The organism is Microbacterium hydrothermale (assembly GCF_004854025.1).
Lineage (GTDB): Bacteria > Actinomycetota > Actinomycetes > Actinomycetales > Microbacteriaceae > Microbacterium > Microbacterium hydrothermale.
Window position 1 is genome coordinate 160,813 of sequence record NZ_STGM01000004.1, and the last position, 15,887, is coordinate 176,699.

Below are 15,887 nucleotides of genomic sequence, written 5' to 3' on the forward strand. Positions count from 1 at the left end.
GGGAGCCGGGTCCGGGGGCTTCGACAGGCTCAGTCGCCCCGCCGGCTCAGCCGCCCCGCCGGGGGCAGCAGCCCGGGCCCGTGGTGGGTAGCGTTGGCGCATGCGCGTGTGCCTGGCATCCACTTCTCCCGCTCGTCTGATGCTGCTGCGCCAGGCGGGCATCGAACCCGAGTCGCGAGCGCCGCAGGTCGACGAGGAGGCCGTGATCGCCGAGGTCGAGGCGGCCGAGGAACGTCGCCTCCCCGCGCCCGAGCACGTGCTCCTGCTGGCCCGTCGCAAGGCCGCCGACGTCGCGCACCGCCTGCGCGCCGAGGACCCGGACTTCGACGGGGTCGTCATCGGCGGCGACTCGATGTTCGCGCTCGGCGACGAGATCCTCGGAAAGCCCTACACGGCCGAGGCCGCCACCGCCCGGTGGCTCGGGATGCGCGGACGCACGGGCGTGCTGCACTCGGGGCACAGCGTCTTCCGCCTGTCCCCGGGCGCGGAACCGCGCGAGGCGTACGCCGTCGCCGAGGCGTCGGTGACCTTCGCCGCCGACGTCGACGACGACGAGATCGCGGCCTACGTGGCCAGCGGCGAACCGCTCCTGGTCGCCGGGGCCTTCACCGTCGACAGCCTGGGCGGCGCGTTCATCGAGCGCGTGGAAGGCGACCCGTCGACGGTCGTGGGGATGTCGCTGTCGACGATCCGCCGTCTCGTACGCGAACTGGGCGGATCCTGGACCTCGCTCTGGAACCGTTCGTAGACACCCGCACACGTTTCTCGGCGTTTCTTGTCGAGGAGTGTCAAAAGGCCCGCGTGCCCCCTCGCTAGGCTGGGAGGATGCCGAAGATCGCCAAGGTCCTTGTCGCCAACCGCGGCGAGATCGCCGTCCGAGTCATCCGTGCCGCCCGCGATTCGGGGAAGGCCTCCGTGGCCGTCTACGCCGATCAGGACCGTGACGCCCTGCACACCCGCCTCGCCGACGAGGCCTACGCCCTCGACGGCGCGACCAGCGCCGACACCTACCTCTCGATCGAGAAGATCCTCTCGGTCGCCCGCCGCTCCGGCGCCGATGCCGTGCACCCGGGCTACGGATTCCTCGCCGAGAACGCCGACTTCGCGCGCGCCGTGATCGGTGCGGGTCTCGTCTGGATCGGCCCCTCGCCGGATGCCATCGAGGCGCTCGGCGACAAGGTCACCGCCCGCCACGTCGCCGAGAAGGTCGGCGCGCCCCTCGCTCCGGGAACGCCCGGCCCCGTCTCGGGCGCCGACGAGGTCATCGCGTTCGCCAACGAGGTCGGCCTGCCGATCGCCATCAAGGCGGCCTACGGCGGCGGCGGACGCGGCCTCAAGGTCGCGCGCGAGCTCGACGAGGTCGCCGAGATGTTCGAGTCCGCCACGCGCGAGGCCGTCGCCGCCTTCGGTCGCGGCGAGTGCTTCGTCGAGAAATACCTCGACAAGCCGCGCCACGTCGAGACGCAGTGCCTCGCCGACAGCGCGGGCAACGTCGTCGTCGTCTCCACGCGCGACTGCTCGCTGCAGCGGCGCCACCAGAAGCTCGTCGAGGAGGCCCCCGCGCCGTTCCTCAGCGACGAGCAGAACGCGATCCTCTACGCGGCATCCAAGGCCATCCTCAAGGAGGTCGGGTACGTCGGAGCCGGCACGTGCGAATTCCTCATCGGCGCCGACGGCACCATCTCGTTCCTCGAGGTCAACACGCGCCTGCAGGTCGAGCACCCCGTCTCCGAAGAGGTCACCGGGATCGACCTCGTGCGCGAGCAGTTCCGCGTGGCCGAGGGCGAGGAGCTCGGCTACGACGACCCCGCGCCCACCGGTCACTCGATCGAGTTCCGCATCAACGGCGAGGACCCGGGCCGAGGCTTCCTCCCCCAGCCGGGACCGATCCACGTCTTCAAGACGTTCGGCGGCCCCGGCATCCGTCTCGACTCCGGCGTGACCGCCGGCGACAGCGTCTCGGGGGCCTTCGACTCGCTGCTGGCGAAGATCATCGTCACCGGTCGCGACCGCGCCGAGGCGCTCGAGCGCGCGCGTCGCGCCCTCGACGAGTTCGAGGTCGCCGGCATGCCGACCGTGCTGCCCTTCCACCGCAAGGTCGTGCGCGACCCCGCCTTCACCGCGGAGGACGGCTCCTTCGGCGTCTTCACCCGCTGGATCGAGACGGAGTTCGTCAACGACATCCCCGCGTGGGACGGCGAGCTCGACGCCCCCGCCGCCGAGGTCGGCCGGCACACCGTCGTCGTCGAGGTCGGCGGCAAGCGCCTCGAGGTGAGCCTGCCCGACCGCATCACGGCCGCGGCCCCGCAGGGGGGACGCCCCGCCGCCGCTCCCCCGTCCCGTCGCTCCCACGCGGCATCGCCCGCGGCCGGCGCCACCGGCGACGCGGTCAAGTCGCCGATGCAGGCCACGATCGTCAAGGTCGCCGTCGAGGAGGGTCAGCAGGTCGTCAAGGGCGACCTCGTCGTCGTGCTCGAGGCGATGAAGATGGAGCAGCCCATCCAGGCGCATAAGGACGGAACGGTCGCTTCCATCGACGCGAACCCCGGCACCACGGTCTCGGCCGGGCACCAGCTGCTGCTGATCAGCTGACACCCTGCTTCGTCACGGCGCCGCACTCCTCCGGGGGTGCGGCGCCGTCGTTCGTGCGGCGTCAGCTGCACCCCCTCGTCCCACTCATGGCCGGTCCCACCGCCGCACACCCACCACGATCGGGACACGCACCGTCAAAAGTGGGACGAGCACCCGCACAGCGCGCAACGCCGAGCGTACAAAGGGAACGAGCACCCGCAACCCACCCCAGCAGGAAACCCTCGTCCCACTTATGGCCGGTCCCACCGCTGCACACCGACCACAATCGGGACACGCACCGCCAAAAGTGGGACGAGCAGCGCGCAGCGCGCGACGCCGAGCGCACGAAGAGGGACGAGCGGCGCTCAGGGCGCGATGCCGAGCGGCATCCGGGCGCGCTCAGTCCTCGCCGGGGTCGTCGCGGTCGACGATGTGCATCGCGCGCGCGGCGTCGGTGATGCTCGAGGTCAGCGAGGGGTACACCGCGAACACGCGGGCGACCTGGTCGACGGTGAGACGCCGCTCGACGGCGATCGCGATCGGGTAGATCAGCTCCGACGCCTTCGGCCCGACGATGACACCGCCCATGACCGTGCCGCTGCCCTCCCGGGCGATCAGCTTGACGAAGCCGTCGGTGATGCCCTGCATCTTCGCGCGCGGGTTGGCCGAGAGCGGGAGCTTACGCACCTTGCCGGCGATCCGTCCCTCGATCACGTCCTGCTCGCTGAAGCCGACGGTGGCGATCTCGGGCGCCGTGAAGATGTTGGCCGTGATGCGGCGGGTCTCGAGCGGGATGACGATGTCGCCGAGGGCGTGGAAGATCGCCTGGCGTCCCTGCATCGAGGCGACGGATGCCAGGGGGTAGAAGTTCGTGCAGTCGCCGGCGGCGTAGATGTTCGGCACCGAGGTGCGCGCGACGCGGTTCACGCGGATGTGACCGGATGCCGTCATCTGAACGCCCGCCTGCTCGAGGCCGAGGCCCGCGGTGTTCGGGATCGAGCCGACGGCCATGAGGCAGTGGCTGCCCTCGATGGTGCGCCCGTCCGAGAGCGTCACGGTCACCCCGTCGCCGGTGTTCACGACCGAGTCGGCGCGGGCCTTCGCGAGCAGCGTCATGCCGCCGCGCTGGAAGACGCGCTCGAGGACGGCCGCGGCATCCTGATCCTCTCCGGGCAGCACCTGATCGCGGCTCGAGACGAGCGTGACCTTGGCCCCGAGGTTCATGTACGCCGACGCGAACTCGGCGCCGGTGACGCCCGAGCCGACCACGATGAGGTGGGAGGGCACGGACTTCATGTTGTACAGCTGCGTCCAGGTGAGGATGCTCTCGCCGTCGGGCTTCGCGGACGGCAGCTCGCGCGGCGATGCTCCGACCGAGACGACGAGGGTCTCGGCCTCGATGCGGTCGAAGTCGGTGCCGCCGGCCTCGGTGGACACGACCACCGCGCCGTTGCCGTCGAGACGGCCGTGACCCGAGATGATGCGCACGCCCGCCTCGAGCAGCGACGAACGCATGTCGTCGGACTGCTGCCGGGCGAGCGAGAGCAGACGCTGATTGACGGCGGCGAGGTTGATGGCGACCTCGGGGGTCAGCGGCTTGCCGCGGTCGTCCTTCGCGAACAACTGCACGCCGAGGTCGCTGGCGTTGCGGATGGCGACGGCCGCGTCGGCCGTGGCGATGAGCGTCTTCGAGGGCACGACGTCGGTGATGACGGCCGAGCCGCCGACGCCCGCGCGCTCGACGAGGGTGACGTCGGCGCCGAGCTGCGCCGCCGAGAGGGCCGCCTCGTATCCGCCGGGGCCTCCGCCGACGATCGCGACGGACTGCTTGCGCTCGAAGCTCTGCACCATGGCATCCATTCTGTCAGCGCTGGGCGGATGCCGATGCGACACCCAGCCGAGCACGACACGCTGGGTGTCGAGGTGCGCCGTCTGGCCCGCGGGCCCCGCAGTTTCTAGAGTGGGGGAATGTCCAACAGCACATCTCACCCGCTCGACGACCCGGCCGTCGACCCCTTCGAGGTCGCCCGGACCGCGGCGGCCGACATCGCCCGCCTCTCCGGGGTCGAGCACCACGACATCGCCGTGACCCTCGGGTCGGGCTGGGGGCGCGCCGCCGAGCTCATCGGCGAGGAGACGGCGTCGTTCCCCGCGACCGAGGTCACCGGCTTCAGCAAGCCCGCCCTCGAGGGCCACGTCGGCACCCTGCGCAGCGTCCGCACCCCCGGCGGCAAGAACGTCCTCGTCATCGGCGCCCGCACGCACTACTACGAGGGCCACGGCGTGCGCCGAGTCGTGCACAGCGTGCGCACCGCGGCCGCGACGGGTGCGACGACGATGATCCTCACGAACGGCGCCGGCGGCATCCGCGAGACGTGGAAGCCCGGCCAGCCCGTGCTGATCAGCGACCACATCAACCTCACCGCCGACTCGCCCCTCGAGGGCGCGACCTTCATCGACCTCACCGACCTGTACTCGACGCGCCTGCGCGACGTGGCGCGCTCGATCGACCCCACGCTCGACGAGGGCGTGTACACGCAGTTCCGCGGGCCCCACTATGAGACGCCCGCCGAGGTGCAGATGGCCAAGACGATCGGCGGCCACATCGTCGGCATGTCGACCGCGCTCGAAGCGATCGCCGCTCGTCAGGCCGGCATGGAGATCCTCGGCTTCTCGCTCATCACGAACCTGGCCGCCGGTATCCAGAAGACCCCGCTCAGCCACGAGGAGGTGCTCGAGGCCGGTCGCGACGCCGAGCCCGTCATCTCCGCGCTGCTGGCCCGCGTGATCGGCGCGTTGTGAGCGAGCACGTCGCCGCGGCCCGCGCCTGGCTCGCCCAGGATCCGGATGCCGTGACCCGCGCCGAGCTCGAAGACCTCCTCGCCCGCGTCGAGTCGGGGGATGCCGAGGCGACAACCGACCTGGACGATCGCTTCTCCACCCGCCTGGCGTTCGGCACGGCGGGACTGCGCGGAACGCTCGGAGCGGGCCCCAACCGCATGAACCGCGTGCTCGTGGCGCAGGCCGCGGCCGGCTTCGCGGCGTACCTGCGCGAGCGGTCGTCGGGCGCTCCGACCGTGGTCGTCGGCTACGACGGGCGGCGCAACTCCGACGTGTTCGCCCGCGACTCGGTCGAGATCTTCGCCGGGGCGGGGCTGAACGCGATCCTGCTCCCCCGCCTGCTGCCGACCCCGGTGCTGGCGTTCGCCGTGCGCCACCTCGGCGCCGACGCGGGCGTCATGGTCACCGCCAGTCACAATCCGCCCGACGATAACGGCTACAAGGTCTACCTCGGCGGCGACGACGAGGGGGCGCAGATCGTCTCCCCCGCCGACGCCGAGATCGCCGCGCACATCCAGCGGGTCGCCGACGAGGGCAACATCACCACCCTGCCGCGCTCGGTGGGCTACGCCAACGCCCCCGAATCGGTCGTCGAGGCGTACATCTCCGCGACCGCCGCGGTCGGCCCCGCTCCCGCGGGCGCCGAGGGGCTGAACTGGGTCTACACCGCGATGCACGGCGTCGGGTGGGAGACCGTGTCGCGCGTGCTCGCCGAGGCCGGGTATCCCGCGCCCACGGTGGTCGAGGCGCAGATCCACCCCGACGGGCGCTTCCCGACGGTGGCGTTCCCCAACCCCGAAGAGCCCGGCGCGATGGACCTGTCGTTCGAGACCGCGCGCTCCGTCGACGCCGAGCTCGTCATCGCGAACGACCCGGATGCCGACCGCCTCGCCGTCGCGATCCCCGACGCCGGCGCCGAGGGCGGCTGGCGCCGTCTGACCGGCAACGAGATCGGGCTGCTGCTCGGCTGGCGGGCGGCGCGGGCCGCGGCCGGCGCGCGCGGATCCGAAGCGGACGAGGCCGGGGCCGCGGCATCCCTCGCGTGCTCGCTCGTGTCGTCGCCCGGGCTGCAGGCCGTCGCCGAGCACTACGGCCTGAACTTCCACTCGACGCTCACGGGCTTCAAGTGGATCTCGCGGGCACCCGGCATCGTCTTCGGCTTCGAGGAGGCGCTCGGCTACCTCGTCAATCCCGGGACGGTGCGCGACAAAGACGGCATCTCCGCCGCGGTCGCCCTGCTCGAGATGGCATCGGCGGCGCGCGCCGAGGGCCGCACCGTCGCCGATCTGCTGCAGGAGTTCCGCGACACCTTCGGCGCATTCGCGAGCGATCAGATCTCGATCCGCGTGAGCGACGTGAGCGAGATCGCCGGGATCATGGCATCCCTGCGCGCCCAGCCTCCGTCCGCGGTCGGCGAGATCGCGGTGACGCGCATCGACGATCTGCTGCAGGGCGTCGACGGCCTGCCGCCGGGCGACGTGCTGCGGCTGTGGCTCGACGACGGCTCGCGTCTCATCGTGCGCCCGAGCGGGACCGAGCCCAAGCTCAAGCTGTACCTCGACGTGCGCGGGTCGTCGGCCAAGAAGGCCGCGCGGCGTTTGGCCGCTCTGCGCTCCGGCGCCGAGGAGCTGCTGGCGTCGGTGCGCTGAGGCGGGGTTCTGTCGGGGTGCTCCGCGTGCAACGGGGTGGTCGGTGACCACCCCGTTGCACGTCCGACGCCCCGACGGGTTGACTCCTCCCGAGGAGATACGTCTCCACAGGTGGAGGGGATGCGGCGGGCGGGGGCGGCGCGTGCGGTGAGACCGTGGGCGGGTGTCAACGGCCTTCTCAATCCCTCTCATCTCACGGCAGCAGCTCGACGCGCTCGGGTGGCACTCACGACGGGTGCGCCACGAGCTGAAGGACGACATGCGGCGTATCGCGGCGACGACGACGCGCGGGCGCGTGCGCGCCGAGCGCGTCATCGGTCTCGCTGACGGCCGTGCGCAGCTGCCGGGTGAGAGCATCAGCCGGCTTCGGTTGCTCGAACTCGGCTTCGCCGCTCCCTCACTCCAGGTTCCGATCCCCGGCCCTCACGGCAGGACGTTCTGGGTCGACTTCGGCCTCGACGATGTCGGGGCATGGGGCGAGTTCGACGGACGCGTCAAGTACCGCGAGCTGCCCGAGGCATCGGGCCGAAACGCCTTCGAGGTCCTCGAGCAGGAGAAGCGCCGCGAAGACTGGATTCGCGGCACGACTCAACGCCGGTTCGCCCGCTGGGGCTGGGGCGATCTGAAGGACGCCGCGACGCTCGGCCGCCGGCTCGCCGCTTTCGGCATCGAGCCGCACACGGCCGGGAACTCCACCTAATGGGGCGCGCGACGTGCACCGGGGCGCACACCGAACGCCCCACTGCACGCCCGGCGCCCCGACCCCCGTGCAACCCCACCCCCCGTAACCACGGCCTCGACGCCCGCGCGCACACGCCCGCGCGACGACGTCATTGACGCCGGGGCCGCGGAGTATCGACCCCCGCGTCAGCCGTCGATCACCGCGACCAGCTCGTCGAGGAACGCGGGGAACGACACCGCGCGGCGCACGATGCGCTGCACGCTGTCGCGCTCGCTGAACACCTCGACGAACTGCTCGAACACCGTCTGGAAGGCCTCGCGGTCGGTCTCGCTGAACGCCACGAGCGCGACGACCTGCACGCGCCCCTCGCCCCACGCGATGGAGGGGTCGGCGATCCCGATCGCGATGCGGGTCTGCGTCGCGGTCATCCCCATCGCGTGCGGCACCGCGAGGGCGTCGGTGAACGCCGTCGACGAGATCGTCTCGCGCTCCACCGCGCGATCGACGTAGGCCTCGTCGATGACCCCCTGCTCCACGAGCAGACCGCCCAGGCGCCGGATGACGCCGGCCTCGCCATCGGCGGCATCCAGGCCCCGCACGAAAGCGCCCGGCGCGAAGTAGCGTTCGAGCTCGGCGCGCAGGCGCGCGAGACGACGGCCGCGACGGATGCGCCCGGCCGCGGCCTGCACGCGCTCCACATCGGCGTCGGTGAGGAACGGCTGGATGCGCACGAACCGGTCGCCCGGCCGCGGCGGGTCGATCGTGGTGAGCACGAGGTCGGTCTCGATGGCATCCCACGCGGGGTCGATGCGCGTCTCGACGCCGACGACCTCGATGGCCTGCCCGAGCGAACGGTCCACGCTCGAGCGCAGCAGTTCGTGCAGCTCGTAGTACCCGGGGCACACGATCGTCGCCGTCAGCAACTGGTCGGCGCGGCGGCTGCGTTCGAGGCGGCCGCCGACGTGCATCGCGATGTAGGCGATCTCGTCGTCGAGGATCGGGATGCCGAGGCCGTCCTGCAGCCCCTTCGCGATGTACACGGCGACCTCGAAGATCATCGGGTACGTCGATTTCAGCGAGCGCGTGAGCGGGTTGCGCGACCACGCCTGCTCCCGGGAACGCGCGAGCAGGTTCTGCACGTGCAGCGCGAGACGGAGGATGAAGTCGTCGTGCGCGATGTCGACGAGGAACTCGGATGCCGCGTTCTCGACCACGCGCCGGACGGAGGCCTCGACCGACGGGTCGAGGCGCGAGCGCACGTCGTCGCCGCCCGGGGTTCCGGGAGCGACGATGCGCGTGAGTACGAGGGTCGCGAGGTGGCGGAGGTCGCCGGAGCCGAGCTGCACGCCGATGTGCTTGAGCGTGAGGCGGTCGAGCAGCTCGACGACGGCGGCGGCCGCGTCGGACGAATCCCCGCCGGGCGAACCGAGGGCGCGATCGCGCGTGGTCCGGTCGGCGGCGATGGCGATGTGCATCACGACGTCGCCGATGCCGATCTCGTTCACGTAGTACCCGAGGGCCCCGAGCTCGGCGACCAGTTCGGCCTTGAACGGACCGAACGCGCGGGCGCCGACCGAACGCTCGCCCAGCGTGCGGCGCAGCGCGTCGAGGTCGAACATCCCGGCATCCATCTCGTCGTGCGCGAGCTTCGACAGCAGTCGCCGCTGCGCGACCTCGGTCCCGCGCAGGCGCGCGGTGGATGCCGAGCGCTCCAGGGTCAGCTCGGTGCCGCCGAGCAGGCCGCGCACGCGCGAGAGGTCGGCCTCCAGGGTCGCGGCGCTCACGTGCAGGGCGTCGGCGGTCTCGAACACGTCGATGCCGTCGGCGGAATCGAGGAGTCGCCGCACGAGGGTGTGCAGGCGATCGCGCGGGGTGCCGGCATCCGCCCCCGACGCCGACCGCAGGGCCGCCGCGGCGTCGCCGCCGGCGCGGTAACCGAGGGGCCCGGACTCGACCGCGTTGCCCGACGCCACGCGCGCGTTCAGGGCGGTGACGTAGGACCGGATGCTGCGCGGGGTGACGCCGAGGGCGTCAGCCAGCGATGCGGCGGTCGACCATTCCGCGTCCCGCAGCAACAGGGCCAGCAGGCGGTCTTGGCGAGCTTTCGTCGTCACGATCCGTCCTCCGCGCCGCCCCGGTGAGCAGCGATCCCTTCATCCTTTCACGCCCGTCCGCCTCGGGCGCGGGTGCGGGCGAAGCCGACGAGAGCGGTCGCGGCAACGACGTTCCGGGGGGTGGGAAACGAACCTGGTTGTCTCCTGTGAAGCCGGTGCGGACAATCGAGAGGAAGAAAGGCCGGTCGATGAAGATCCTCGTGGTGTGTGGAGCGGGTGCGTCGAGCACGTTCGTCGCGCAGCGCGTTCGTCGTGCTGCGCAAGACCGTGGCCTCGACTACTCCGCCTCGGCCGGAACCGCCCGTTCCCTGACCGTCGACCTCGACGCCGCCGACATCGTGCTCGTCGGTCCGCATCTCGCCGCCGACATCGAGCACATCCGCCGCGAGGCCGCCCCGCGCGGAGCAGCGGTCGTCCTGCTCCCCGACGACGTGTTCGCCGACCTCAGCGGCACCCGAACCCTCGACCTGGTCGAGGCCTCCCTGCGATCCCGCCAGCCGGCGGACACGATCTGAGTCGACGGAGAGACCCATGCCCCATCTGACCCGCACCGTCCGCATCGGATCGTCGCACGGCCTGCACGCGCGCCCCGCGAAGCTCTTCGCGCAGGCGGCGAAGGAGTCCGGCATCCCGGTGACCCTCGCCAAGGACGCGGGCTCGCCCATCAACGCCGCCAGCATCCTCGGCATCATCGCCCTCGGACTGGAGCAGGGCGATTACGTCACCCTCACCGCCGACGGCGACAACGCCGAGCCCACGCTCGAGCGCCTCGCCGAGCTGCTGACCACCGACCACGACGCCGAGTAAGGAAGACACACACCATGACGGAACTCCGTGGAGTCGGAATCGGACTGGGCGTCGCCCAGGGACCCATCGCGCGCATGGCCGAGCCCCTGCCCGCCCCGAAGGATGCCAAGAGCGAGCTCTCGATCGACGAGGAGACGGCGCGCGTGCGCGAGGCCGTCGGCGCCGTCGCGCGCGAGCTCGAGGCCCGCGGCGCGCAGGCGGGCGGCGCCGCCCGAGACGTGCTCGAGGCGCAGGCGATGATCGCCGAGGACCCGACCCTCGAGGCAGAGGTCGACAGCCGCCTCGCCGCCGGCAAGACCGGCGAGTTCGCCGTGCACGACGCCTTCGCCTCGTTCCGCGAGCAGCTCGTCGCCCTCGGCGGATATCTCGGCGAACGCGCCGCCGACCTCGACGACGTCGCCCAGCGCGTCATCGCGCGCCTGCGGGGCGTCGCGGCCCCCGGCATCCCGGATCCCGGACACCCCTTCGTGCTCGTGGCGAAAGACCTCGCCCCCGCCGACACCGCGCTGCTCGACCTCGACAAGGTGCTCGCTCTGGTGACCACCGAGGGCGGCCCGACCTCGCACACGGCGATCCTCGCCCGCGAGAAGTCGATCGTCGCGGTCGTCGGCGCCGCCGGCGCAAAGGACCTCGTCGACGGACAGTCCGTCATCGTGGATGCCGCCGCCGGCGTCGTCACGGTCGACCCGAGCGCAGACGACCTCGAGCGCGCGAAGAACCGCGCCGACGCCCGTGCCGCCGCGGCATCCGCCCCCATCACCGACGGCGCCCTCGCCGACGGCACGAAAGTGCCGCTGCTGGCGAACCTCGGCAAGCCCGGCGGTGCCGCCGAGGCCGTCGAGCTGGGCGCCGAGGGCGTGGGACTGTTCCGCACCGAGTTCCTCTTCCTCAGCTCGAGCTCCGCGCCCACCGTCGAGGAGCAGCGCGCGGCGTACATCGAGCTGCTCAGCGCGTTCCCGGGCAAGAAGGTCGTCGTGCGCGTGCTCGACGCCGGCGCCGACAAGCCCCTCCCCTTCCTCAACGACGCGCACGAGGAGAACCCCGCGTTGGGCCTTCGCGGCCTGCGCGCCCTCCGCGCGAGCGAGGACATCCTGCGCGAGCAGCTCACCGCCCTCGCTGAGGCGGATGCCGCGACCCGCGCCTCCGAGGCCGGTCCCGCCGACCTGTGGGTCATGGCGCCCATGGTCTCGACCGTCGAGGAGACCCGGTACTTCACGGCCCTCGCCAAGGACTACGGCCTGAAGACGACCGGCGTGATGGTCGAGGTGCCCTCCTCGGCTCTCCTCGCCGACCGCATCCTGCAGATCGCCGACTTCGCCTCGATCGGCACCAACGACCTGACGCAGTACACGCTCGCCGCCGACCGGCTGCTCGGTTCGGTCGCGTCGTTCCAGGACCCGTGGCATCCGGCCGTCCTCCGCCTCATCCGCGAGGTCGGGGCGGCGGGCCGTGCCCACGGCAAGCCCGTCGGCATCTGCGGCGAAGCGGCGGCCGATCCCCTGCTGGCGGTCGTGCTCGTCGGTCTCGGCGCCACCACGCTGTCGATGGCCCCCACGGCCCTCGCCGACGTGCGCGCGACGCTGCTCACCCACACGCTCGACGACGCCCTGCGCATCGCCGAGGCCGCCCTGTCCGCCGACGACGCGGCATCCGCCCGCGAGGCCGCCCAGGCGGCTTCCGCCCTCGTTCCCACCCCGTGAACCCCGGGGACGGTTCCCACCGCCCCGTCGACACCGCGGCCGACGCCGCATCCCCACCGCACGGCCCCCGCCGTGCACCACATCAAGGAGACACAGCAATGACGACGACGTCACCCACCAAGAAGCCGGGAGGGGCACGGATCGCGGTTCAGCGATTCGGCACGTTCCTCTCCGGCATGATCATGCCGAACATCGCGGCGTTCATCGCATGGGGCTTCATCACCATGCTCTTCATCCCCGCCGGGTTCTTCGGCGCGAAGAGCCCCTTCGGGTGGCACTGGGCCCCGGTCGCCGAGATCATCGGCGGCGGCGGAGACGCCGCGACCATCGGCTGGCCCGGAGCGGCGACCGCGCTGACCGCGAACGCCGACGGCGGCACCTACCAGGGCTACGTCGGCCTGGTCAGCGTCATGATCACCTACCTGCTGCCCCTGCTCATCGCCAACACCGGTGGACGCATCGTCTACGGTGCGCGCGGTGGCGTGGTCGCCACCATCGCCGTGATGGGCGTGATCGTAGGCACCAACATCCCGATGTTCCTCGGCGCGATGATCATGGGCCCGCTCGCGGCCTGGATCACCAAGCAGATGGACAAGCTGTGGGACGGCAAGATCCGCCCCGGCTTCGAGATGCTCGTGAACAACTTCTCCGCCGGCATCCTCGGCATGATCCTCGCGATCGTCGGCTTCTTCGCCTTCGGTCCCGTCTTCCTCGGCATCAGCGCGGTCCTCGGCAGCATCGTCGGGTTCCTCGTGCAGTTCAACCTGCTGCCGGTGCTGTCGATCATCGTCGAGCCGGCCAAGGTGCTGTTCCTCAACAACGCCATCAACCACGGCGTGTTCACCCCGCTCGGCATCGAGCAGGCCGCGAACACGGGCAAGTCGATCCTGTTCCTCATCGAGGCCAACCCCGGCCCCGGCCTGGGCCTGCTGCTCGCCTTCACCTTCTTCGGTGTCGGCGCGGCGAAGGCGTCGGCCCCCGGTGCCATCGTCATCCAGTTCCTCGGTGGCATCCACGAGATCTACTTCCCCTACGCCCTCGCCAAGCCGATGACGATCCTCGCGCTCATCGCGGGTGGCGCCTCGGGTGTCGCGGTCAACATGATCTTCGGCGGTGGCCTGGTCTTCCCGGCCGCTCCCGGCAGCATCATCGCCGTCACGGCTGCGGCCGCCGGCGGCGGCGTGGCGAACGTGCTCGTGGTCTACCTCTCGGTGATCGTCGCCGCGGTCGTGACCTTCCTGATCTCGGGTGTCATCCTGCGGGCCTCGCGCAAGCGCGACCAGGAGGCCGAGGGCGACAGCTTCGCCGCGGCCATCGATCAGACCGCCGCGAACAAGGGCAAGGAGTCGTCCGCGCTGGGCGCCCTGCGCACCCGCGCCGCCGGTACCACCGGTTCGGGCACCACGGAGGCGGCCGACCGCGACGTCGACGGCGCCCTCGGGGGCCTCGAAGGCGGCGTGGCCACCAAGCAGCTGAACAACATCGTGTTCGCCTGCGACGCCGGCATGGGCTCCTCGGCGATGGGCGCGAGCGTCCTGCGCAACAAGATCAAGAAGGCCGGAATCGAGGGCGTCACGGTCACCAACCAAGCGATCGCGAACCTCGACGGCTCGGCAGACCTGGTCATCACGCAGAACCAGCTCACCGACCGCGCCAAGGCGCAGTCGCCCGACTCGCTGCACGTGTCGGTCGACAACTTCATGAACTCGCCGCGCTACGACGAGGTCGTGGAGATGGTCCGCTCGCAGCACGAGTCCAAGTAACCCCCTAGCACGCCAGGGGTCGGAGCGTCAGCCCGACCCCTGGCGTCTTCCCGTCCGGCCCGCGTTTTGCGAGGCTGGACAGCACGACGAGAAAGGCGAGAACCATGTCGAACGTCCTCCGCATCGAATCCGTCCGCATCCACCCCGGGAGCGCCACCCGCGAGGAGGCGATGAAAGAGGCGGCCGACCTGCTGCAGGCCACCGGCTCCGTGACCGCCGACTACTTCGCCGCCATGCAGGCGCGCGAAGAGACCGTGTCGACCTACATGGGCAACGAGCTCGCGATCCCCCACGGCACCAACGAGACCAAGCAGGCGATCCTCGAGTCCGGCCTGTCGGTCGTCCGCTACGACGGCGGCGTGGACTGGGGCGGGGAGCCCGTCACCTTCGTGATCGGCATCGCCGGCAAGGGCGACGAGCACCTCGAGATCCTGTCGCAGATCGCGATCCTCTTCTCCGAGGAGGACGACGTCGCGCGCCTGAAGGCCGCCTCCTCGCCCGAGGAGCTCTACGAGGCCCTCGCGGGTTCCGTAAACGCATGAAGGCCGTCCACTTCGGCGCGGGCAACATCGGCCGCGGCTTCGTCGGACTGCTGCTGCACGAGGGCGGCTACGACCTCGTCTTCTCCGACGTCTCCGCCGCCCTCGTGGCCGCGATCAACGACGCGTCGTCGTACACCGTCCACGAGGTGGGCGAGGGCGGCGTCGACACGCAGGTGACGAACTTCCGCGCGATCGACAGCTCGGTGGATGCCGACGCCCTCGTCGACGAGATCGCCACGGCCGACGTGGTGACCACCGCCGTCGGACCCACGATCCTGAAGTTCGTCGCCCCGCACATCGTCGCGGGACTCGCGCTGCGCGACCCCTCCCTGCCCGCACTGCAGATCATGGCCTGCGAGAACGCCATCGGGGCGACCGACCAGCTCCGCGAGCACGTGGTCGAGCTCGCCGGCGAATCGTGGGACGCCCTGGCATCCCGTGCCGTCTTCGCCAACACCGCGGTCGACCGCATCGTCCCCGCCCAGGCGCAGGGCGGCGTCGACGTCACCGTCGAGCCGTTCTACGAATGGGCCATCGAGCGGGCGCCGTTCGGCGACACCCCGCCGCACATCCCCGGCGCGCACTTCGTCGACGACCTCGAGCCGTACATCGAGCGCAAGCTCTTCACGGTCAACACCGGACACGCCACCACCGCGTACTTCGGGGCGCAGGCCGGGATCGACCGCATCTCCGACGCCCTCGCCGATCCGGCGATCGCGGCGAAGGTCGAGGCGGCGCTGGAGGAGACCAGCGCCCTGCTCGTGCAGAAGCACGAGCTCGACGCCGGTGTGCAGGGCGAGTACCGCGCCACGATCCTGCGGCGCTTCCGCAACGACGCCCTCCCCGACACCGTGTGGCGCGTGGGTCGGCAGCCGCTGCGCAAGCTTTCGCGGCACGAACGCTTCGTCGGCCCCGCGGCCGAGGCCGTCGAGCGGGGCCTCCCCGTCGACGCGCTCGTGGCCGCGATGGCCGCCGCGCTGGAGTTCCAGGATGCCGAGGACGCTCAGGCCGTCGAGCTGCAGCGCCTGCTGCGCGAGACCGACGCCGCGTCGTTCACGTCCGAGGTGACCGGCCTCGACGCCGACCACCCGCTGTACGGGCGCGTCGTCGAGATCGTCGCCGCACGCCAGGCGGCGCTCTCGGCCTGACTCCCCCGACACCGCCGACGCGGCCGCATCCGGCGGCGCGTCGGCGGTGTCGTGTTTCCGCCTTCCGGCG

General features: G+C 71.5%; 13 protein-coding genes. 11 read left to right on the forward strand and 2 right to left on the reverse strand.

Annotated elements, in window-relative coordinates; genetic code table 11:
- The first annotated feature begins 100 nt into the window (after positions 1-100).
- Positions 101-748, forward strand: a complete 648-nt coding sequence (locus FB047_RS09960; RefSeq protein WP_136587043.1) for a Maf family protein — start codon at positions 101-103, stop codon at positions 746-748.
- Between the two features lie 77 nt (positions 749-825).
- A complete protein-coding gene (locus FB047_RS09965) occupies positions 826-2,592 on the forward strand; it encodes an ATP-binding protein (protein WP_136587044.1) in 1,767 nt (588 codons plus the stop codon).
- Between the two features lie 378 nt (positions 2,593-2,970).
- Here the strand turns inward: FB047_RS09965 and FB047_RS09970 are convergent, their stop codons facing one another.
- Positions 2,971-4,431, reverse strand: coding sequence for an NAD(P)H-quinone dehydrogenase (locus tag FB047_RS09970; RefSeq protein WP_205822877.1), 1,461 nt, complete (start codon positions 4,429-4,431; stop codon positions 2,971-2,973).
- Between the two features lie 108 nt (positions 4,432-4,539).
- Between FB047_RS09970 and FB047_RS09975 the strand changes: the two genes are divergently transcribed.
- The 3 genes from FB047_RS09975 to FB047_RS09985 all read left to right on the forward strand — a co-directional run bounded on the left by FB047_RS09975 (position 4,540) and on the right by FB047_RS09985 (position 7,761).
- A complete protein-coding gene (locus FB047_RS09975; RefSeq protein ID WP_136587046.1) occupies positions 4,540-5,373 on the forward strand; it encodes a purine-nucleoside phosphorylase in 834 nt (277 codons plus the stop codon).
- Positions 5,370-7,061: a phospho-sugar mutase gene (locus FB047_RS09980; protein WP_136587047.1), complete on the forward strand. Its 1,692-nt coding sequence runs from the start codon at positions 5,370-5,372 to the stop codon at positions 7,059-7,061. Before FB047_RS09975 ends, FB047_RS09980 begins: the two co-directional genes overlap by 4 nt.
- A 163-nt stretch (positions 7,062-7,224) precedes the next feature.
- Positions 7,225-7,761: a hypothetical protein gene (locus FB047_RS09985; protein ID WP_136587048.1), complete on the forward strand. Its 537-nt coding sequence runs from the start codon at positions 7,225-7,227 to the stop codon at positions 7,759-7,761.
- A 167-nt stretch (positions 7,762-7,928) separates the two neighbouring features.
- Here FB047_RS09985 and FB047_RS09990 read toward each other — a convergent pair whose 3' ends face one another.
- Entirely contained in the window at positions 7,929-9,857 is a 1,929-nt protein-coding gene (locus FB047_RS09990; RefSeq protein WP_205822879.1) for a BglG family transcription antiterminator, read from the reverse strand.
- Between the two features lie 188 nt (positions 9,858-10,045).
- On the opposite strand from FB047_RS09990, the gene FB047_RS09995 reads away from it, so the two are divergent.
- The 6 genes from FB047_RS09995 (at position 10,046) to FB047_RS10020 (ending at position 15,817) form a co-directional block, all read left to right on the forward strand.
- The gene (locus tag FB047_RS09995; protein WP_136587049.1) at positions 10,046-10,372 is read left to right on the forward strand and encodes a PTS sugar transporter subunit IIB; all 327 of its coding nucleotides are present in this window, start codon (positions 10,046-10,048) and stop codon (positions 10,370-10,372) included.
- Between the two features lie 16 nt (positions 10,373-10,388).
- The gene (locus FB047_RS10000) at positions 10,389-10,664 is read left to right on the forward strand and encodes an HPr family phosphocarrier protein (RefSeq protein ID WP_136587050.1); all 276 of its coding nucleotides are present in this window, start codon (positions 10,389-10,391) and stop codon (positions 10,662-10,664) included.
- Between the two features lie 14 nt (positions 10,665-10,678).
- Positions 10,679-12,364, forward strand: coding sequence for a phosphoenolpyruvate--protein phosphotransferase (gene ptsP, locus FB047_RS10005; RefSeq protein WP_136587051.1), 1,686 nt, complete (start codon positions 10,679-10,681; stop codon positions 12,362-12,364).
- Positions 12,365-12,462: 98 nt separating this feature from the next.
- Complete coding sequence (locus tag FB047_RS10010) at positions 12,463-14,127, forward strand: PTS mannitol transporter subunit IIBC (protein ID WP_136587052.1); 1,665 nt, start codon at positions 12,463-12,465, stop codon at positions 14,125-14,127.
- A gap of 104 nt (positions 14,128-14,231) precedes the next feature.
- Complete coding sequence (locus FB047_RS10015) at positions 14,232-14,669, forward strand: PTS mannitol transporter subunit IIA (protein ID WP_058623482.1); 438 nt, start codon at positions 14,232-14,234, stop codon at positions 14,667-14,669.
- Positions 14,666-15,817 (forward strand): mannitol-1-phosphate 5-dehydrogenase, encoded by a 1,152-nt coding sequence (locus tag FB047_RS10020; protein ID WP_136587053.1) that lies wholly within the window; start codon positions 14,666-14,668, stop codon positions 15,815-15,817. Before FB047_RS10015 ends, FB047_RS10020 begins: the two co-directional genes overlap by 4 nt.
- The last annotated feature ends 70 nt before the right edge of the window (positions 15,818-15,887 follow it).